The sequence below is a fragment of the Streptomyces sp. NPDC127119 genome (assembly GCF_042677425.1).
Classification (GTDB): Bacteria; Actinomycetota; Actinomycetes; order Streptomycetales; family Streptomycetaceae; genus Streptomyces.
Genome location: NZ_JBHXTO010000033.1, coordinates 21,185 through 40,562 on the forward strand (window position 1 = coordinate 21,185; position 19,378 = coordinate 40,562).

Annotated in this window: 11 protein-coding genes; 5 read left to right on the forward strand and 6 right to left on the reverse strand. The window is 72.3% G+C overall.

All coding sequences use genetic code 11. From position 1 onward, the window contains the following. Positions 1 to 68: 68 nt before the first annotated feature. Positions 69 to 1,085, forward strand: coding sequence for an NAD(P)-dependent oxidoreductase (locus tag ACFVH5_RS17230; RefSeq protein WP_385834507.1), 1,017 nt, complete (start codon positions 69 to 71; stop codon positions 1,083 to 1,085). A 45-nt stretch (positions 1,086 to 1,130) separates the two neighbouring features. Then, positions 1,131 to 1,778 carry an HAD-IA family hydrolase gene (locus tag ACFVH5_RS17235; RefSeq protein WP_385834509.1) on the forward strand — a complete coding sequence of 216 codons (648 nt, stop codon included), beginning with the start codon at positions 1,131 to 1,133 and terminating at the stop codon, positions 1,776 to 1,778. 18 nt (positions 1,779 to 1,796) lie between these two features. Here the strand turns inward: ACFVH5_RS17235 and ACFVH5_RS17240 are convergent, their stop codons facing one another. Then, a complete protein-coding gene (locus tag ACFVH5_RS17240) occupies positions 1,797 to 2,621 on the reverse strand; it encodes a phytanoyl-CoA dioxygenase family protein (protein ID WP_385834510.1) in 825 nt (274 codons plus the stop codon). A 64-nt stretch (positions 2,622 to 2,685) separates the two neighbouring features. Between ACFVH5_RS17240 and ACFVH5_RS17245 the strand changes: the two genes are divergently transcribed. Continuing rightward, on the forward strand, positions 2,686 to 3,636 hold the full coding sequence (locus ACFVH5_RS17245; RefSeq protein ID WP_385834511.1) for a helix-turn-helix domain-containing protein: 951 nt from the start codon (positions 2,686 to 2,688) through the stop codon (positions 3,634 to 3,636). Between the two features lie 21 nt (positions 3,637 to 3,657). Here the strand turns inward: ACFVH5_RS17245 and ACFVH5_RS17250 are convergent, their stop codons facing one another. Together ACFVH5_RS17250 and ACFVH5_RS17255 are read right to left on the reverse strand one after the other, a co-directional pair. Then, complete coding sequence (locus ACFVH5_RS17250) at positions 3,658 to 5,574, reverse strand: glycoside hydrolase family 9 protein (RefSeq protein ID WP_385834512.1); 1,917 nt, start codon at positions 5,572 to 5,574, stop codon at positions 3,658 to 3,660. Between the two features lie 167 nt (positions 5,575 to 5,741). Further along, complete coding sequence (locus ACFVH5_RS17255; protein ID WP_385834537.1) at positions 5,742 to 7,016, reverse strand: arsenic transporter; 1,275 nt, start codon at positions 7,014 to 7,016, stop codon at positions 5,742 to 5,744. 2,526 nt (positions 7,017 to 9,542) lie between these two features. On the opposite strand from ACFVH5_RS17255, the gene ACFVH5_RS17260 reads away from it, so the two are divergent. After that, a complete protein-coding gene (locus ACFVH5_RS17260) occupies positions 9,543 to 10,853 on the forward strand; it encodes a ricin-type beta-trefoil lectin domain protein (RefSeq protein ID WP_385834513.1) in 1,311 nt (436 codons plus the stop codon). Positions 10,854 to 10,865: 12 nt separating this feature from the next. Here ACFVH5_RS17260 and ACFVH5_RS17265 read toward each other — a convergent pair whose 3' ends face one another. Further along, entirely contained in the window at positions 10,866 to 13,304 is a 2,439-nt protein-coding gene (locus tag ACFVH5_RS17265; RefSeq protein ID WP_385834514.1) for a SpoIIE family protein phosphatase, read from the reverse strand. 309 nt (positions 13,305 to 13,613) lie between these two features. Between ACFVH5_RS17265 and ACFVH5_RS17270 the strand changes: the two genes are divergently transcribed. Continuing rightward, positions 13,614 to 16,721 carry a glycoside hydrolase family 2 TIM barrel-domain containing protein gene (locus ACFVH5_RS17270; RefSeq protein WP_385834515.1) on the forward strand — a complete coding sequence of 1,036 codons (3,108 nt, stop codon included), beginning with the start codon at positions 13,614 to 13,616 and terminating at the stop codon, positions 16,719 to 16,721. Here the strand turns inward: ACFVH5_RS17270 and ACFVH5_RS17275 are convergent. Together ACFVH5_RS17275 and sigJ are read right to left on the reverse strand one after the other, a co-directional pair. After that, a complete protein-coding gene (locus tag ACFVH5_RS17275) occupies positions 16,693 to 18,375 on the reverse strand; it encodes a cytochrome bc complex cytochrome b subunit (RefSeq protein WP_385834516.1) in 1,683 nt (560 codons plus the stop codon). The genes ACFVH5_RS17270 and ACFVH5_RS17275 overlap by 29 nt on opposite strands. Continuing rightward, positions 18,372 to 19,358, reverse strand: a complete 987-nt coding sequence (gene sigJ, locus ACFVH5_RS17280) for an RNA polymerase sigma factor SigJ (protein WP_385834517.1) — start codon at positions 19,356 to 19,358, stop codon at positions 18,372 to 18,374. Before sigJ ends, ACFVH5_RS17275 begins: the two co-directional genes overlap by 4 nt. Positions 19,359 to 19,378 lie beyond the last annotated feature (20 nt).

Consider the following 19,378-nt stretch of genomic DNA (forward strand, 5'->3'; position numbering starts at 1 on the left):
CGCACCGGCGGCGCCGGGCTACCGTGCGTACGGAGGCCAGGAGAACCGTGACGGATGCAAGGAGAGCCGTGAGCACCCCGCACAAGCCGCTCGTGATCCTGCGCCCCGACCCCCACCCCGTCGAACGCATCTTCAGACCGGACACCCTGGACCGGCTCCACGACCGCTTCACCGCCGTCGAGCCCGACAGCGAGGACGCCTTCGACCGGGCGCTGCCGGACGCCTTCGCCGTCGTCGGCCAGCCCGACCTGCCCGCCGAACGCCTCGCTCGCGCGGGCGAGTTGAGGGCCCTGCTCAACATCGAGGGCAACTTCTTCCCGAACGTCGACTACGACGGGTGCTTCCGCCGCGGCATCCACGTCCTGGGCTGCGGACCCGCCTACGCCCAGGCCGTCGCCGAGTACGCCCTCGGGCTCGCCCTCGACCTGGCACGCGGCATCAGCCGCGAGGACCGCGCGTTCCGCGTCGGACGGGAGCGGTACGTGTCCGACGGCACCGCCGACTCCGTACTGCTGCGCGGCGCCGACATCGGCCTCATCGGCTTCGGGAACCTCGGCCGCAGCCTCCATCCGCTCCTCGCACCCTTCCGCCCGACCCTGCGCGTGTACGACCCCTGGCTGCCGCCCGCCGTCCTGCGTGAACAGGGCCTGGTGCCGGCCACGCTCGACGAGACGCTGGCCCGCAGCACGTTCGTGTTCGTGCTCGCCACCGTCACCGACGACAGCCGCCATCTGCTCGGCGAGCGCGAACTGGCACTGCTGCCCGACGGGGCGCGGCTCGTCCTCGTCAGCCGGGCACCGGTCGTGGACTTCCCCGCGCTGCTCGCCCGGGTCGCCGAGGGCCGCCTCCTCGCGGGGATCGACGTCTGGCCCGACGAACCCGTCGCGGCCGACGAACCCGCCCGCTCCCTGGAGGGCCTGGTCCTCTCCGCCCACCGCGCGGGCGGCATCCCGGACGCCTTCCTGAGCATCGGCGACATGGTCGTCGACGATCTGACCCTGCTGGCGCGGGGACTGCCGCCCGCCCGGATGCAGACCGCCGCCCGTGAACTCGTCGGCCGCTACCGCAACCGACCCGTCGTCTGAAAGGCCCGGACCCCGGACATGAAGATCCCGGACACGATCCCGGACATGAGGATTCCCTGTGACGGCCTCCTCTTCGACAACGACGGCGTGCTGGTCGACTCCGATGTCGGCGTCGACCAGGCGTGGAGCCGATGGGCCAGGGCCCGCGGACTGTCCGCCGAGCAGGTCACGGCGATGGTGCACGGACGGCGCTCCGCCGACACCGTCGCCCTCCTGGTGACCGACCCGGGGGAGCGGCCCGCCGCCCTCGCCGAGATCGACCGTCTGGAGATCGAGGCGGCCGCCACCACGACCGCGCTGCCCGGCGCCCTCGACCTCCTGACGAGCCTGCCGGACGGCAGCTGGGCCGTCGTGACCTCCGGGGTCACCGGGCTGGCCCGCGCCCGCCTCGCCGCCGCCGGTCTCCCCCTGCCGCCCGTGCTCGTCACCGCGGACGACGTCACGAACGGCAAGCCCGCCCCCGACGGCTACCTCGCGGCGGCGGCCCGCCTCGGGGTGGACCCGGCGCGGACCGTCGTCCTGGAGGACGCCGTCGCCGGTGCCAGGGCGGGGGAGACGGCAGGTGCGTACGTCATCGGCGTCGGGCCGCGCGGCCTGGACACCGGCGCCCAGGTCGTCGTACGTGATCTGCGCGGGCTGACCTGGCACGACGGTGTACTCGACCTGAGTGCCGCGGACCTGCTGCGCTCCTGACCCGGCGGGTGCCCGGGTTCAGTGCGGTCCCGCCGGTGCGAACTCGGTGCCGCACGGGCCCGCGCCCTCGCTCTCCAGCAGGGGGACGGGGTCTCCGCCCATGGTGAGGGTGGGGTAGTAGCGGCCGATGCGTTCCGTGGAGCGGCCGACGTAGTGGCCGATGAACGAGCGGCGGAAGCGGTCGGTGCTGCGGTTGGGCGGGGAACCGTGCACCAGGCTGCCGTTGAAGAAGAGGACGTCCCCCGGTGCCATGTCGACCGGTACGGCGGACAGACCGGGCGGCGGCGGCACGTACTCGCGGGCGAACGACAGTCCCTCGTCGGCCTCCTCGGGGCAGAACACATCCATGCGGTGGGTGCCGGGGACGACCTCCAGACCGCCGTTCCCCCGGTCGATCGCATCGCAGGCGATCCAGGCGGCCACGCAGGTGCCCGGCTCGGTCCGCAGATAGAAGTTGTCCTGGTGCAGGGCCTGCCCGCGGGCGCCGGGCGGCTTGAAGTAGAACATGCTCTGGGCCGCCAGCACCTCTTCGCCCAGAAGGAGTTCGAGCACCTCGCGCAGCCGGGGTTCGAGGAGGAAACGCCGGGCCAGGTCGTTGATGCGGTGCGGCTGCATGACCCGGGGGTGGACGTCCAGCGGGTCGGCGGCCGAGGCGGCCTCGGCGGCTCCGACCGCGCGGGGCTGGAAGTGTCCCGGAACCGGTCCGGCCGCGTGCAGCGCGGTGAACTCGGCGCACAGCGCCTCGATCTCCGCCGGGGCGAACAGCCCGCGCGCCACCGTGAAGCCGTCCTCCTCGAAGCGCCCGACGAGGCCCCTGTCCGTGACTGTCGTACGACCACTCATGCGACGACCCTCTCGCTACGGTGTCCTGGATTCCCCACGCTAGGGACAAGCGCTTTCCGGGAGGATGCCTGTGCGTGCTGACGAGTTGCCCGAGGCTGCTGCGCCGTCCCCGCCGCCGGGCCTGGTGACCGTCGGCCGCTTCGACGAGCGCGCCGGCTACAGCGTCGACCGGCCGGGCGGCGCCGACAGCTGGCTCTTCACCTGGACCACGGACGGCGCGGGACTGCTGGCCCAGGGGGCCACCCGGACGCTGTCGGGGGCCGGCGACCTGGTCGTCCTCGGCCCCGGCGTACCCCACCGTTACGCGGTCGCGCCGGATGCCGGGCGGTGGACGTTCTGGTGGGTCCACTGCCAGGCCCGCCCGGCCTGGGCGGGCCGGCTGCGCCCCCATCTGCTCGGCGACCGGCTGTACGCCGTCACGCCGGTACCGCCCGGAGTGCGGGACCGGCTGGAGCAGGCGTTCCGCCGGATGCTCGCCGACGCGCGGTGGACGGGGGAGGGCGCGCCGCCGGCCATGGAGCCCGTGGAGCCCGGGGGGCCTGAGGGATCCGACGAGCCCGGGGACGGCACGGTCGCCGTCGCCCACGGCACCGCCGCCCGCGAACTCGCCCTCTGCTCCCTGGAGTCGATCGTCCTGCTCACGACCGCCACCGCCACCGTGATCGCGGGCGGGGATGCGGACCGGCCGGGCGTCGACGCACGGATACGGCGGGCCGAGGCACGCATCGCCGCCGACCCGGGAGCGCCGCACACGGTCGACACCCTGGCCGCCGGGGTGTCGCTCTCGCCCTCCCGCTTCGCCCACCTCTTCACCCAGCAGCTCGGCCAGTCACCTATGCGGGCGCTGCTCGCCGCCCGGCTGCTGCACGCGGCGCGGCTCCTTGAGGCGACCGACCTGCCGGTGGAACGGGTCGCGGTGGCCGCCGGGTTCACCAGCCCGTTCCATTTCAGCCGGGTCTTCCGGCAGCGCTACGGAGCCCCGCCCGGCGCGTACCGCGCGGGGCTCCGGCACTGACGGCGTGCCCTGTCTGTAGCTCTAACCGTGGCGGCGTTCGGAGGCGAAGGCCGCCAGCCACGCCAGCGGGGCGTTCCAGTTGATCGTCACCTCGTTGGTGGAGTACGAACCGATGTCGTCGATGTAGCAGGCCGCGGGCGCGCATCCGGCGAGATGCTCCTGCGCCACCGGGTCCTGCAGACCGCTGTTGGGACCGCCCGCGAGGGAGCCGGCCGGCGGGTTCGGCAGCGAGGCGTCGTACTGGTGCGCCCAGAACCGGTGGTGCTGGTTCTTGGCGTACGTGTCGCCGTAGCCGGTGACGTAGGAGAGATCCAGGGTGTTGCGGCCCAGCAGGTAGTCCATCGACTCCAGCACCCCTGCCCGGTACCGCTGTTGACCGGTCAGCGCATAGGCGGTGGCCACCACGATCGCGTTGTTGGTGACCTGGCTGTTGGAGCCCCAGACATATCCGTTCGCGGGGATGGGCACCGCGTAGCCCTGCCCGGCCATCGTGGCGAGGTGCCCGTCGGCGGCGGCGGTCACGGACGCCCGTACACGCCGGATGTCGGAGGCGGGCAGCCCGTTCGGCACGGTCGCCAGGGTCAGCCGGCCGAGGGCCGCGGTGTCGGCCCAGTTGAAACCGGTCGCCGTGAGCGCGTCCGCCGAGGTGTGCCAGGGCGAGGAGGTGACCGCGTCCCGGTAGACGCGTTCACCGGTCGCCGCGTACAGCTCGGTCGCCGCCCAGTAGAAGTCGTCGGTGACCTGGGTGTCGTTGTAGGGGCCGCCGCCCGTGCTGTCCGAATCCGGCGCGTACAGCGCGGGGTTGGCCTGCGCCGCGGTCCACGCCGTGCGCGCCACGCTCAGGCACCGCTTCGCGTACGTGGAGTCGTACGGCCGGAACACCCGCGCGCACTGCGCGGCCGTCGCGGCGAGATTGAGCGTGGCCGCGGTGGACGGGCGGTGCAACTCGCGCGGTTGGGGGTCCAGTTCGGGCCGCGTCGGGATACCCGTCCAGGCCGCGTCATGGATCTTGTGGAAGGCCATACCGGCGTACGGCTTGCCCTCGGGCACCTGCATCCGCATCAGGAAGTCGAGCTCCCAGCGGGCCTCGTCCAGGATGTCCGGGACGCCGTTGCCGCGCTCGGGGATCCGCAGGGTCGAGTCGCCGAGCGCGGACGCGGTGCCCGCCCGCTGGGCGCGCGTGAAGGAGTCGACGAGCAGCCAGACGGAGATCCCGCCGTTGACGACGTACTTGCCGTGGTCGCCCGCGTCGTACCAGCCGCCCCGCACGTCCTGGGTGTAGTCGCACACCCCTGCCTGGCACGGGACACTCGTGTCGCCCTGGTTGGGGGCGACCCCGAGATGCCCGGCGGGCCGGGCGTACGAGGGACCCACCAGGGAGGCCTCGATCGGCGTGCCGCTGCGCTGGTGGTAGAAGAAGGCCAGGGACTCGGTGCGCAGGGTGTCGTAGAGGTTCGCGCGGATGTCGAAGGGCGCGCTGCTCCACCCGTCGACCACCAGGACGAAGCCCGCTCCCGCCTTGCGGAACGCGGAGAAGTCCGCCACGTGGGTCGACTCGCCCGAGGCCGTGTCCGCGCCGTGTACGACGGTCCGGCCCGAAGCGGCGGTGGCTCCCGACGCGCTGCGCAACTGCCAGTTCAGCGGCTCCGAGGCCGTGGTGACGATCGTGGCGCGCTTGGGGCCGTCCGGCAGGTAGCCCGCCTGGTTGACCCGTACCGGCGTGGTGGCCGCGGCGGGATCGACGGCGGACTGCGCTCCGGCGGCGCCGGGCGCGAGGGCGAGACCGCCGGTCAGCAGGACGGCCGCCAGCAGCGCGGCGGTCGTGCGTCGCCCGGCACCCCCGGTACCCCGGGTGCTGCTGGTGCTTCCGCTACTTCCGCTACTTCCGGTACGAGGATTCGTGGGGTGGCGGCGGTGCACGTGAGGGAACATGAGCATGGAGCGTCTCCCGGTGCCTGGAATGGGGTCCATGGACGGCGTCCGGCGTGGACGACAAAGTGGTGGGAGCGCTCCCAAAAACGGAGCATTGCATGGCCATGTCACAGCGTCAATGCCCTTCGCGCGACCTCGCCCGTACGCGTGACTCAGGTCCCGAACGTATGAACTCAGGCCCCGAACACACGCAGCGAAAGCCAGAGCGCCACCACGGCCGGGATCAGCGTGGCGGGCACGGTGAGCAGGCCGAGGCGGGTGAACTCACCGAGGTTCACACTGTGGTCGTGCTGGTGCACGATCCGCCGCCACAGCAGGGTCGCCAGCGAACCGGCGTAGGTGAGGTTCGGGCCGATGTTCACCCCGAGCAGGACGGCGAGGATCGGTCCGGGGCCCGCCGCCGCGGCCAGCGGCAGCAGGACGAGGACCGCGGGCAGGTTGTTGATCAAGTTGGCCAGCACGGCGGCGAGGACCGCGATGCCGAACAGTGCGAGCAGGCCCGACGAGTCGGGGACCAGGTGACCGAGCGCGTCCGAGAGGCCGTTGTCCACCACGGCGCGCACCACGATGCCCAGGGCCAGGACGAAGGCGAGGAAGGGCAGCGAGGTGGCCCGCACGACGGCGAGCGGGGTGGTGCGCCCGCGGGCCAGTGCCCGGACGGCCAGGACGAGGGCTCCCGCGAAGGCCGCCCAGGCCGGTTCGATCCCGACCGCGGACGTCACGACGAAGCCCGCGAGGGTGCAGGCGACCGTGGCCAGCGCGAACACGGGCATGTCGACGGGATCGCTTTCGGCCCCTTCCGGCGAGTCCCCGTCCAGGTCGCCGGGTTCGGCCAGTTCGGCGGCGAAGAAGCGCCGGAAGACCAGGTACTCGGCGGCGATGGCGACGGCCCACGCGGGACCCATCAGCAGCGCGAACCGGGTGAAGCTCAGCCCGCTGGCCGTGAACGCGAGCAGGTTGGTGAGGTTGGAGACGGGCAGCAGCAGTGACGCCGTGTTCGACAGATGGGCGCACGCGTACACATGGGGCCCGGGACGGGCGCCGAGGCGGGCCACGGTCGCGAAGACCACCGGGGTGAGCAGGACGACCGTGGCGTCCAGGCTCAGTACGGCCGTGATGACCGACGCGAGCAGGAAGTTGGCGGCCAGCAGGCGCTGCGGCCGGCCCTTCGACGTACGGGCCAGCCAGGCGCCGCAGGCCCGGAAGAGGCCCTCGTCGTCGCAGAGTTTGGCGAGCACGAGCACCGCGGCGAGAAAGCCGACCACCGGGCCGAGCAGTTCGACCTCGGCCCGCGCGTGGTCGAGGGAGATGGCGCCGGTGGCCATCACCAGTCCGGCGGCCGGGACGGCCACGGTGGCCTCCGGCAGACCGAACGGCCGGATCACGGCACCGGCCAGTACCGCTACGAGTAGAAGAGCGGAAAGGGCGGTCGCGAGTGTCGAGCTCAGGGTTCGTCCTTGGAAAGTGATTGTCGGTTTCGTCGTCGGGTCGTCCGGTGCAATCGAATCAGACGGCGGAGTGCCGAGGTGGACGGGGGTGCGAGTGTCGCCGCCCAGTCCTTCTGCTCGTTCTCGGGCTGCATATTCCAACGGAATGGAGATGCCTCCGCTCATTCCGAATTGCATTGCCCCGGCTCACTGTTGACACTTTGTCTCTGACAAAACACGTACGGGTCAAGGGGATTGAGGGTCTTCTCTTGTTACCTGAGGGTTCGCTGTGTCAAGGTGCAGCTTGTCGGCGTGCAGACAACGCTTTCCGTACCCGTTGGTATGGACTAATTCCGCTTGGGGCTCTGGAGGAAAGTGCACGTGAAAGACGCGACCCCGCATAATTCTCCCGCGATCGGCAGCCTGTTCGATACGACCGACGAACGGCTCGCGGCCGAGCTGAAGAAGGGGTCGGGCAAGACGCCCGCGCGCTATCCCGCGGGGGAACTGCTGGGCCGGCACTGGGCGCCCGTCTTCTCGTACGCGCGGCTGTGCGCGAACGGCGCGCAGTACGCCGGAATGCTCGCCACCGACGCATTCACCCGCCTCTTCGGGGAATCCGTTCGACAGGTCGGACCGAGAGCGGCATGGCGGCCGGAGTTGCTGGTCACCGTACGCCGGATAGCGGGCGAATGGGACGCGGACAAACGCCGGGGGATGCTGAGTCCCGAGTTGCGGTCCGCCCCGGGGGACGGCGATTCGCTCGCGGTTCGGCTGCTTCCGCCGAATGACCGGCGACTGGTGTCCCTGGCGTTCCAGCGGCTGCCGGAGGCCGCGCGGTGCGTGCTGTGGCACGCGGAGGTCGAGGCCGAGGAACTCGCCGTGCCGGCCCGGCTGCTCGGCCTCCGCGTACGGGACGTCTCCCAGGCGCTGGAGCGCGCGCGGGAACTGCTGCGTCAGTACTGCCTCGAAGCGCATCGCGAACTCGCTCCCGACGAGGAGTGCCGCCGGTACAGCCGGCTCCTGGACGTCTCGCTCCGGCGAGGGGGCAACAGCGTCGACCCCGACCTGCGCCGGCACATGACGGCCTGCGAGCACTGCCCGCACTCGGCCGAACAACTGGACCAGTCCGGAGACCGGCTGGCCGTGCTGCTGGCGGAGGGGGTCCTGGGGTGGGCGGCCCGGCCCTACCTGACCTCCAGGCCAGGCCGCCGCCCCGGGGGAGAGGAGGCGACGGCGGGCCCGGTCGTCTCCACGGCCCCGGGCTCGGGCCCCGACTCGGACGCCGGGCGCCATCCGGGGATGGATTTCTACTCGACCGGGGGGTCGTATCCGGGGGGCGGCGGTGCGGGTGTGGGGGCCGGGGTGGGCCCAGGGGCCGGGGAGGCTGCGGGCGAGAGCTTCGACCATGGGACTGAACCGGAGAAGGGCTTCGGCCTCGACTCCGCTTCCGGCCAAGCCCGCGGTCTCGGGCGCGGCCCGGTCGGGGGGCCGCGTTCGACCACGGGCTCGGGCCCTGGCTCGGAAGAGGGGCGGGGCCGGGGTCTTGGCCGCGGTCCCAGCCCGGAGGCGGATTTCTCCCGGGGGTCTGGCCCGCGGGCAGGTACTGGGCGTGGCCTGGGTGGCGAACCGCGTTCGGTTCCCGGCTCGGCCCCCGGCCCCGGACAGGGCCAAGGGCAAGGTCCTGGCCCCAGCCCGTACCAAGGGTCCGGCCCGCAGGCTGGCGCTGGGCGTGGCCCGGGTGGCGGGCCACGTCCGACTGCTGGATCGGGCCCTAGTTCCGGCTCGACCCTCGGCTCGCGAGATGGGCAGGGCTGGGGTCTTGGTCCTGGTGCCAGCTCGGAGGCGGATTTCTCTCGGGGGTCCGGCCCGCAGGCCGGTGCCGGGCGTGGTCCGGGTGGCGAGCCGCGTCCGACCACTGGATCGGGCCCTAGTTCCGACTCGGCCCCTGGCTCGGGAGAGCGGCAGGGCCGGGGTCTTGGTCCTGGTCCCCGTCCGGAGGCGGATTTCTCGCGGGGGTCCGGCCCGCGGGCAGGTTATGGGAGTGGCCCGGGTGGGGGGCCGCGCCCGACTACTGGATCGGGCCCCAGTTCCGGCTTGACCCCTGGCTCCGGAGAGGGCCAAGGCCGGGGTCTTGGCCGCGGTCCCAGCCCGGAGGCGGATTTCGCCCGAGGGGCTGGCCCGCAGGCAGGTGCCGGGCGTGGCCCGGGCGGTAGGCCGCGTTCGATTCCCGACCGGGGCTCCGATTCTGGCTCGCCGCCCGGCGTCGGCTGGGCCCCCGGCCCTGGCCCCGGTCAGGGCCAAGGCCGGGGTCTTGGTTCTGGTGCCAGCTCGGAGGCGGATTTCTCTCGGGGGTCCGGCCCGCAGGCCGGTGCCGGGCGTGGTCCGGGTGGCGAGCCGCGATCGGCCACCGGCTCGGGCCTCAGCTCCGGCTCGGCCCCTGGTCCTGACTCGGCCTCCGGCTCCGGCTCCGGCTCCGGCCTTGGGCCGAGCCTCGGCCTCGGGCAGGGCCAGGGCCGACGTCTCGGTCCCGGGCGCGGGCCGGAGGTGGGCTCGTACCGAGGGCCCGGCCCGCTGCCGGGCGCCGTGCCTGGCCGGGGCGGCGAGCCCCGCTCGATCCCCGGCACCGGCCGTGGCTCTGATACCGGCACCGGCACCGGCCAAGGCCTCGGCTCCGGCCCAAGCCCCGCGGCTGAGACCGGCCCCGGCCCCGGCGTCGGCCCCGATCTCGCCGACGAGCTGGACGTCGATCCCGACTCCGTCTGGGGTGTGAGTCCTCGGCGGAAGGCCGATGCCCACCGGGGGGCCGGCTCCCGGGCGGGTGAGGCCGTGGCCGGACGGCCGGTGGCGGGTTCGGACGCGGGGGTCGCCGGCGCTCACCTCGGTATCGGCTCGTACCTCGGTGCCGGCCGGGCCCGGCATGCCCTGCGGCTTCCGACGCGTGCGGACGCCCGCGATGACGGGGGCACCGGCAGGCACTTCCCGCGGTGGCGACGGCGCCGGAACCTCGCCCTGGCCGTACTCGTCGTCAGCGGATGCGTCCTCGTGCCGCTCGTGCTGTGGGCCGGCGGCGGGGACGAACCCGAGCGTTCCCCGGGCGCCGGGCCGACGGCGGAGGAGCCGGTGGACGTCCCGACCAGGATCGGCTCCGGCGACACCGGACCCGGCGCCCTCAGCGGACGGCTCCGCAACCAGGGCGGCGGCGACTGCGCCGGTGTCGCCGACGGCAAGGTCGGCGTGGGCGCGGAGGTCGTCCTCGCGACCTGTACCGCCTCGGAGCGGCAGCAGTGGTCGTACGAGAGCGACGGCCTGCTGCGGAGCCTGGCGGCCGACGACCTGTGTCTCGACTCCCGGCTCCCCTCCTCGGTCCGGCTGGGGCCGTGCGAGGGGGCGAAGGACCGGGCGGGCGTCCGCTACGACTTCACGCTGGAGGGAAGCCTCGTCCCCCTGGGGCAGCTGGCGCTCGCGCTGGCCCCCGTCCCGGGAGGGGACGAGGCGGGGCTGGCCCTCACGTCCCGTACCGGCGGACCCGCCCAGCGCTGGGAGTTCGACACCTCGGTGGACTCGCTCCAGATGGAGTGGATCACCTCGTACACGGACGGGGAGACGGGGGAACCGGCGCCGACACCGACCGTCGGGCCGAGGCCCGGCCGCACCGCGTCACCGCCTCCCGAACCGAAGCCCACCCCTTCCGAGGCGACCCCGGCTCCGCGGCCCACGGCCTCCACCTCCGGCTGGACCTGTTACGGCTACTACTGCTGGTACGACGACGGGAACGGCGGCGGCTACGGAGGAGGGGGTGGCTACGGCGGTGGTTACGGAAGCGGCGGATACGGCGGATACGGCGGCGGGCACTGACCCGAATCCGCCTCAACCCTCGCCGGCCCCGGCGCCCCCGTCGTCCTCGCCGAACACCAGCTCCGCCCAGATCGTCTTGCCCTCCGTGGTGTGGCGGCTGCCCCACCGCTGAGTGAGCTGGGCGACCAGGAGCAGCCCGCGCCCACCTTCGTCGAACGTCTTGGCGCGGCGCAGGTGGGGTGCGGTGTGGCTGGAGTCCGAGACCTCCACGATCAGCGTGGCGGCGTTCTGGATGAGCCGCAGCCGGATCGGGCGCTCGCCGTACCGGATCGCGTTGGTGACGAGTTCGCTGACCACCAGCTCCGTCGTGAACGCCGCCTCGCTCACGCCCCAGACCTCCAGCTGCCGGACGACCTGCTTGCGGATCGGGCCGACGAGCGCGGGATCGGCCGGCACCTCCCAGGTCGCCACCTGGGAGGACGGCAGGCCCTTCGTCCGGGCGAGCAGCAGGGCCACGTCGTCCGAGGCGCCGGTGGGCGGCAGCAGCGACTGCAGGATGTCGTGGCAGGTCTCGTCCAGGGAGCCCGAGGTCCGCGCCAGCGTCCCGGACAGCAGCGCACGGCTCGTGTCGAGGTCACGCTCGCGGCTCTCGATCAGGCCGTCGGTGTAGAGGGCGAGGACGGTGCCCTCGGGAAGCCGCAGCTCGGTCGACTCGAAGGGCAGCCCGCCCAGGCCCAGTGGCGGCCCCGACGGTACGTCGATCTCCTCGGGCGGTCCGCCGGGCGGAAGCATCACCGGCGGCGGATGACCGGCGCGGGCGAGGGTGCAGCACCGGGTGACCGGGTCGTAGACCGCGTACAGGCAGGTGGCCCCGACCTCCCCGGTGGTGCCGTCGCTGCCCGCCTCCGCGGAGAGCCGTACGACCAGGTCGTCGAGGTGGGTGAGCAGTTCGTCCGGTGCCAGGTCGATGTCGGCGAGGGTGCGCACGGCGGTCCGCAGCCGGCCCATGGTGGCGGAGGCCTGCAGCCCGTGGCCGACGACGTCCCCGACGACCATGGCGACCCGCATCCCCGACAGCGGGATCACGTCGAACCAGTCGCCGCCCACTCCGGCCCGCGCCGCGGGAAGATAGCGTGAGGCCGCCTCGACGGCGGCCGTGCGCGGCAGCGACCGGGGCAGCAGGCTGCGCTGCAGGGCGATCGCGGTCTCGCGTTCGCGGGAGAACCGGCGGGCGTTGTCGATGCAGACGGCCGCCCTGGCCGTGACCTCCTCGGCCAGCAGTACGTCGTCGGCGGTGAACGGGTCGGGCCGCCGGAACCGGGTGAAGACCGCGACGCCCAGGGTCGCGCCGCGGGCCCGGACGGGCACGGACATCGTCGAGTGGATGCCGTGCTCCCTGACCCGGTCGGCGCGTACGGGGTCCCAGGCGAGCCATTTCGAGAGTGTGGTCGCGGCATCGGCGGCCACGATGGGCCGGCCGGCCACCAGGGAGTCGGCCTGCGGCGAGCCGGCGGGATAGGTGTCCACCTCACCCAGTTTGACCACCGACTCCGGATCGCCCGGATGCACGGACCGGTGGGCGGCGCGGCGCAGGCTCACGGGGGCGAGGACCGGCCCGATGTACGGTTCGCCGCCGCGGTCGGGAGGGTCCACCAGGTCGACGCTGACGAAGTCGGCGAGCGCGGGCACGCAGACATCGGCCAGTTCCTGCGCCGTACGGGTGACGTCGAGGGTGGAGCCGATCCGGATGCTCGCCTCGTTCACGAGCTGCAGGCGCTCCCGGGCGAGGTACTGCTCGGTGAAGTCGTGGGCGGACAGGCAGATGCCGCGCACCCGGCCCTCGGCGTCGGTCAGCGGCGCCATCCGCGCCAGCCAGGCCTGGGCGCGGCCCTCGGGGGCGGTGCCCAGATACGTCTGCACGTCCTCGCGTCTGCCGGTCAGGAGCACCCGGAGCATGTGCCCCTCCAGCTCCTCGTTCTGCGGCCGGCCGCCGATCTCCGAGATCCGCAGACCGCGGATGTGCTCCTCCGGGAGGCCCATCGACTCGGCCATCACCGTGTTGACCCTGCGCAGCCTCAGTCGCTCGTCGAAGATCGCGGTCGCACAGGGCGACTCGTCCAGGAAGGTGGAGGCGAGGGACTGGTCCCGCGCCGGCAGGGTGCCGTTCTCCAGCGGGGTCACGACGAGCCAGTCGCTGCGACGGCCCAGCTCGGGGCGCCGCCGGTGCGCGAGCAGCCAGACGCGCAGGGTACGGCCGTCCTCGTGGCGCAGCGCGAGCGTGCCGATCCAGCGGTTGTCGGCCGACGGACGCCGCAGCTCACCGGCGTCCGGCGCGAGCAGTTTCGCGGCGGGCCGGCCCACGACGTCGGCCGGAGCATGCCCGAGCAGACGCCGGGCGCCTTCGTTCCACTCGACGACGATGCCGTCACCGTCGATGACGGCTCGTGCCGTGGAGGTCTCGTCGAACGGATAGCCCGGGCCGTCGCCCGATGTCTCGCTGTGGCTCCTCACATCGCCGCCACTCCATTGCGCACACACTCACGGTGAACAGGTGCATCACTTGTGTTCCAGGGTAGTGCGTCCGGCCCCTCCGCACCCGGCGCGGCGGTTCCCGCCCCTCGTGCACCGGTGTCCCCGGCGGGCCCCGTCCGTCGGCGGGGGATTCGGGCCGATGTGCCGGGACGGACAGAATGCGCTTACCGGGGCCTTGACGGGCGTATGTGCCGCGCTGTCAGAATCTGTTCGTTCACGCGTAGTTGTGAGCAGGTGGTGGGCAGGTAGTGGTGAGCACATGTGGACCCTTGAGGAAAGGGAAACCCGGTGACGGTCACGCGCAGGTCTCTACTGATCGCAGGCACAGCCACTCCGGTGGCCCTCGCCGCGGCCTCGGGGGCCGAGGCCGCCGAGGGGGCCGTGACCAGGGCCGGGACCGGGACGGGAGGCCGGTCGATCCCGCTCCGGGACGGCTGGCGTTTCGCGCTCGCCGACCCGTCCGGCGTCACCGACCCGACCGGGGAGTACGCCCGGGCCGCCGAACCCGGCTACGACGACTCGCGGTGGCGGCGGATCTCCGTACCGCACGACTGGAGCATCGAGCTCACCCCCACCACCGACCACGGCACGAGCAGCGGCACCGGCTTCCTGCCGGGCGGCCTCGGCTGGTACCGGCTCGCCTTCACCCTGCCGCCCGCGTACGACGGAAAGCGGATCTCCGTAGAGTTCGACGGCGTCCACATGGACTCCTCGGTGTACTGCAACGGTGAACTCGTCGGCCAACACCCTTACGGCTACACGGGGTTCGCGCTCGACCTGACCGACCTGCTGCACACGGACGGCAGCACCGCCAACGTCCTCGCGGTCCAGGTCAGGAACCAACTCCCCAGCAGCCGCTGGTACTCGGGAAGCGGCATCTACCGCGAGGCACGCCTGATCGTCACCGAGCCCGTGCACGTCCGGCGCTGGGGCACTTACGTGACGACCCCGGAGATCGACGACGACCATGCGCTCGTACGCGTACGGACGAGTGTGGTGAACGCGTCGGGCACCGGGGGACGGGTTGAGGTCGGATCCGCGGTCGTCGACCCGGACGGCCGCACGGTGGCCCGGCGGACGAGCACCGTCGACGTCGGGGACACGGGCACCGCGGACCATGAACTGAGCCTGCGCAAACCGAAGGTGTGGTCGTACGAGCATCCGTGGCGCTACACCCTGCACACCGAACTCCGGGTCGACGGCCGGACCACCGACACCTACCGCACGCCGTTCGGCATCCGGCACGTCGTCTTCGACGCCGACGACGGCATGACCCTGAACGGCACCCACGTCAAACTCCGTGGCGTCAACCTCCACCATGACCTCGGCGCACTCGGCAGCGCCGTCGGCGCGGACGCCGTGGAACGCCAGCTGAGGATCATGCGCGGCATGGGTGTCAACGCCCTGCGCACCTCGCACAACCCACCGGCGCCCGAGGTGATCGAAGCCTGCGAACGCCTCGGCATCGTGATGATGGTCGAGGCCTTCGACTGCTGGCGGCGCGGCAAGAACCGCTACGACTACGGCCGCTTCTTCGACGAGTGGTCCGACCGGGACATCGCGGAGATGGTCCTGGCCGCCCGCAACTCGCCCGCCGTCGTCCTGTGGTCCATCGGCAACGAGATCCCCGACTCCACCTCGACCGCCGGCCTCGCCATGGCCGACCGGCTCATCGACGACGTGCGGCGACTCGATCCGACCCGGCCGATCGTGATCGGCTCCGACAAGTACCGGAGCCTGCCCGCCGTCGGCTCACCCGCCGATCTGATGCTCGCCAAGATCGACGGACTCGGCCTCAACTACAACACCGCCGCGTCGGTCGACGCCCTGCACGCCCGCTATCCGCACCTGTTCCTCTTCGAGTCGGAGTCCTCCTCCGAGACCTCCACCCGGGGCGCCTACCAGGAGCCCGAGCACCTCAACACGGGCGAGAACCACACCCCAGGCCGCCGCGACACCTCCTCGTACGACAACAACCTCGCCTCCTGGACGATGAGCGGCGAGTACGGGCTGAAGAAGGACCGGGACCGGAAGTGGTTCACGGGGGAGTTCCTGTGGTCGGGCATCGACTACATCGGCGAACCCACGCCGTACGACGTGTTCCCGGTGAAGGCGTCCTTCTTCGGCGCGGTGGACACGGCCGGCTTTCCGAAGGACATGTACCACCTCTTCAGGAGCCAGTGGACCGACGCACCCATGGTCCATCTGCTCCCCATGGACTGGACGGACCATCGCGCGGGCGACACCGTGGAGGTCTGGGCCTACTCGAACGTCGACACGGTCGAGCTCTTCCTCAACGGAAAGTCGCTGGGGAAGAGGAAGTTCGACGAGAAGAAGACCACCGACGGCCGTACGTACCTGGAGACCACCGAGGCGACGGGCGACGACAAGACCGTCACCGGCGGCCCCTGGCCCGGGAGTTACACCAGCCCGACGGGCAGCGCCGGCAAACTGCACCTCACCTGGCGGGTGCCGTTCGCTCCCGGTGAGCTGACGGCGGTGGCCCGGCGCGACGGCCGGACCGTGGCCACCGATGTGCTGCGCACCGCGGGCGAGCCGCACGCGCTGCGGCTCACGCCCGACCGCAGTTCCGTTGCCGCGGACGGCCGTTCGCTGTGCTTCGTGACCGCCGAGGTGGTCGACGCCCGTGGTGTGGTGGTGCCCGGCGCCGGCCACTCCATCGCGTTCGACGTCGACGGCGGCTCGCTGGCCGGCGTCGACAACGGCCGCGAGGAGAGCGCCGAGCGCTACCAGGCGAGCACCCGCACGGCCTTCCACGGCAAGGCGCTGGCGATCGTCCGCGCCGGGACCGAGGAGGGAAGGCTCCGACTGCGGGCACGCTCCGTGGGGCTGCGGACGGCGACCGTGACCGTGCGCGCCACCGCCGCACGGCCCCAGGTCCGCACCCCGCCACCCGACTTCGCACCGGACCCGGGACCGGCCGCCCCCGACTACCCGCTGGCGGACGCAAGTTACTCGGGCCGTCCGGACGCCCTGCCCGCCGCGATGCTCGACGGCGACCCGGCCACCGGCTGGTCCAACGCGTTCTTCAAGGCGGCCACGGCCCTGCTGCCCGCCTTCGACGGCGCCCGCGCGGAGGACTGGGTGACCGTCGACTGGGGCCGCACCCGGACCGCCGACCGGATCGATCTCTCCTTCACGGTCGACGCCACGCACTCCCTGCCGGCCCGACTGGACGTCGCCTTCTGGGACGGCCACCGCTACCGGCCCGTGCGGGGCGCCGGCATCGACTGGGCCACCGCGTCCGACGCGCCGACAGCGATCACCTTCGACGCGGTACGCGGCAGCCGGCTCCGCATCACCATGACGAGCGGCCACCCCGGTGAGGCCCGGGGCGGCCTGCGGATCAGCCGCCTGGAGGTCCCGCCTCGCTGACCTCCCGCTCGCCGGCCCGGTCCACTCCGGTTCCATGGGCCGCCCGGTGCTCCTCGGCCGTCGGCTTCGCCACCTGGGTGCCCTCGCCGTACAGCGCGCGGGAGAGCCGGGTCCGCAGGTTCGACGCCCGCCCGTTCGGACCCGGCACACCGTTCGCGTCCTCCGCCGGGCCGGGATCGAGCGGCCGGGGCTGCTCGTGCTGGGTGAGGGTGTGCAGCTCGGCGGGGGAGAGGGGCCGGTGCAGTTCGACGTACTCCCCGTGCGGGAGCCGCTTGACGACGCCGGTCTCGCGGCCGTGCAACACCAGTTCTCTGTCCCGGCGTTGGAGGCCGAGGCAGATGCGCCGGGTCGCGACGAAGGTGAGCACCGGGACGGCGAACACGGCGATCCGCACGGCCCAGGTCACCGTGTTGATCGACAGATGAAGCCGGGTGGCCACGATGTCGTTGCCGCCGCCCGCCAGCAGGATCAGATAGAGGCTGATCCACGCGGCGCCGATGGACGTGCGGACCGGCCGGTTGCGCGGCCGGTCCAGGAGATGGTGTTCCCGCCTGTCGCCGGTGACCCAGGACTCCAGGAACGGATAGGCGCCTATGAACACCAGCAGAAGGGGGAAGACGACGATCGGGATGAGCACACCGAGGACCAGCGTGTGCCCGGCCACGGTGATCTCCCACCCCGGCATGATGCGTACCAGCCCCTCGGCGAAGCCCAGGTACCAGTCCGGCTGCGCCCCCGTGGACACCTGGTCGGCGCGGTAGGGGCCGTACGCCCAGACCGGGTTGATCGACGCGACCGCCGAGATGAGGGCGATCACCCCGAACACCAGGAAGAAGAAGCCGCCCGCCTTGGCCACGTAGACCGGCATGAACGGCGAGCCCACCACGTTCCGTTCGGTCTTTCCCGGACCGGGGAACTGGGTGTGCTTATGGTACACGACGAGGATCAGGTGTGCGACCACCAGGGCCGCCATGATCCCGGGAATCACCAGGATGTGCAGCGAGTAGAAGCGCGCGATGATGTCGTGCCCGGGGTACTCGCCGCCGAACAGGAAGAACGACAGATATGTCCCCACGATCGGCACCGACAGGATGGCGCCGTCCACGAACCGCATCCCGGTGCCGGACAGCAGATCGTCGGGGAGCGAGTAGCCGAACAGCCCCTCGAAGAGCCCGAGGAGCAACAGCGTCCAGCCGAACAGCCAGTTGACCTCACGGGGCCTGCGGAACGAGCCCGTGAAGAAGTGCCGCATCATGTGCATGAGCATCCCGGCGACGAAGATCAGCGCCGCCCAGTGGTGGATCTGCCGGATCAGCAGACCGCCCCGCACATCGAAACTGATGTCCAGCGTGGACGCGTACGCCTCCGACATCCGGATGCCGTTCAACGGGACGTAACCGCCGTTGTACGTCACCTCGTTCATCGACGGGTGGAAGAACAGGGTCAGATAGACGCCGGTCAGGATCAGGACGACGAAGCTGTAGAGGCAGATCTCCCCGAGCAGGAACGACCAGTGGTCCGGGAAGACCTTGCGCAGATACTTCCTGCCGAGGGTGTGGGTGCCGAGGCGGCCGTCGAACCAGTCGGCGACCCGCCCGCCGGAGGACGCGCCGGGACCCCTCGACCCGGCGGCCGGCCGTTCGCCGGCGGTCACGTGTCCGCCCCCTTCTCCGCGGGCTCCGCGGGCTCCGCGGGCTCCGCGGGCTCCACGTGGGTGAGCTTGTCGGGGTTGGTGACGACGTAGACCCCGGACACCCGGTCGCCCTCCGGGGTGAGGTCCAGGACGATCACCGCGTAGGGGGCGGTGCCAGCGAACAGCACCGCGGCGTCGTCGCCGTTGACGCGCCGGTAGCGCAGGTCCAGATGCTGTCCGGCGCCCCGCGAGGCACCGGCGGTGAGGAGGCGGATGGCCTTGTCCCGGCCGTGCACCGGCCGCAGCCCGGCCCGCCGCCGCTTGCCGCCGCCGTCGGTCCACACCGTGACGTCCGGTGCGAGGATCTCCATCAGCGCGCCGATGTCCCCGCCGAGCGTGGCTTCGACGAACCGCTCGGTCGCCTCCCTGCGCACCCGTGGATGTGCCTCGTACAGCGGACGGCGGGCGTGGACGTGCCCGCGGGCGCGGTGCGCGAGCTGGCGTACCGCCGCGGGGTTGCGGTCGATGATCTCCGCGATCTCCGTGTGGGCGTACCCGAACACCTCGTTGAGGACGAACACCGCCCGTTCCAGCGGGGTCAGTGTCTCCAGGACGACGAGCATCGCCATGGAGACGGACTCGGTGCGCAGGGCGCGGTCGGCCGCGTCCGCCGGTGTCTCCTCGCCGGCCGCGGCCACCAGCGGCTCGGGCAGCCACGGACCGACGTACGTCTCACGCCGTCGGCTGATCGCGGCCCGGCGGGTCAGCGCGTGGTTGACCGCGACGCGCACCAGATAGGCGCGCGGATTCTCGATGTGCCGCTCCGGCGACCGGTCGCGGCTGCCGGACCAGGACAGCCAGGTGTCCTGGAGTACGTCCTCGGTGTCGGCGACGACGCCGAGCATGTTGTAGACGATCGCGAACAGCAGCTCGCGGTGCCGCATGAACTGCCGTGTCGGCGAGGTCGGTTGCTCATGGGTCTGCGGTGCCGGACTGTCGGACATGCCTGTGCCTCCCGTAGCGC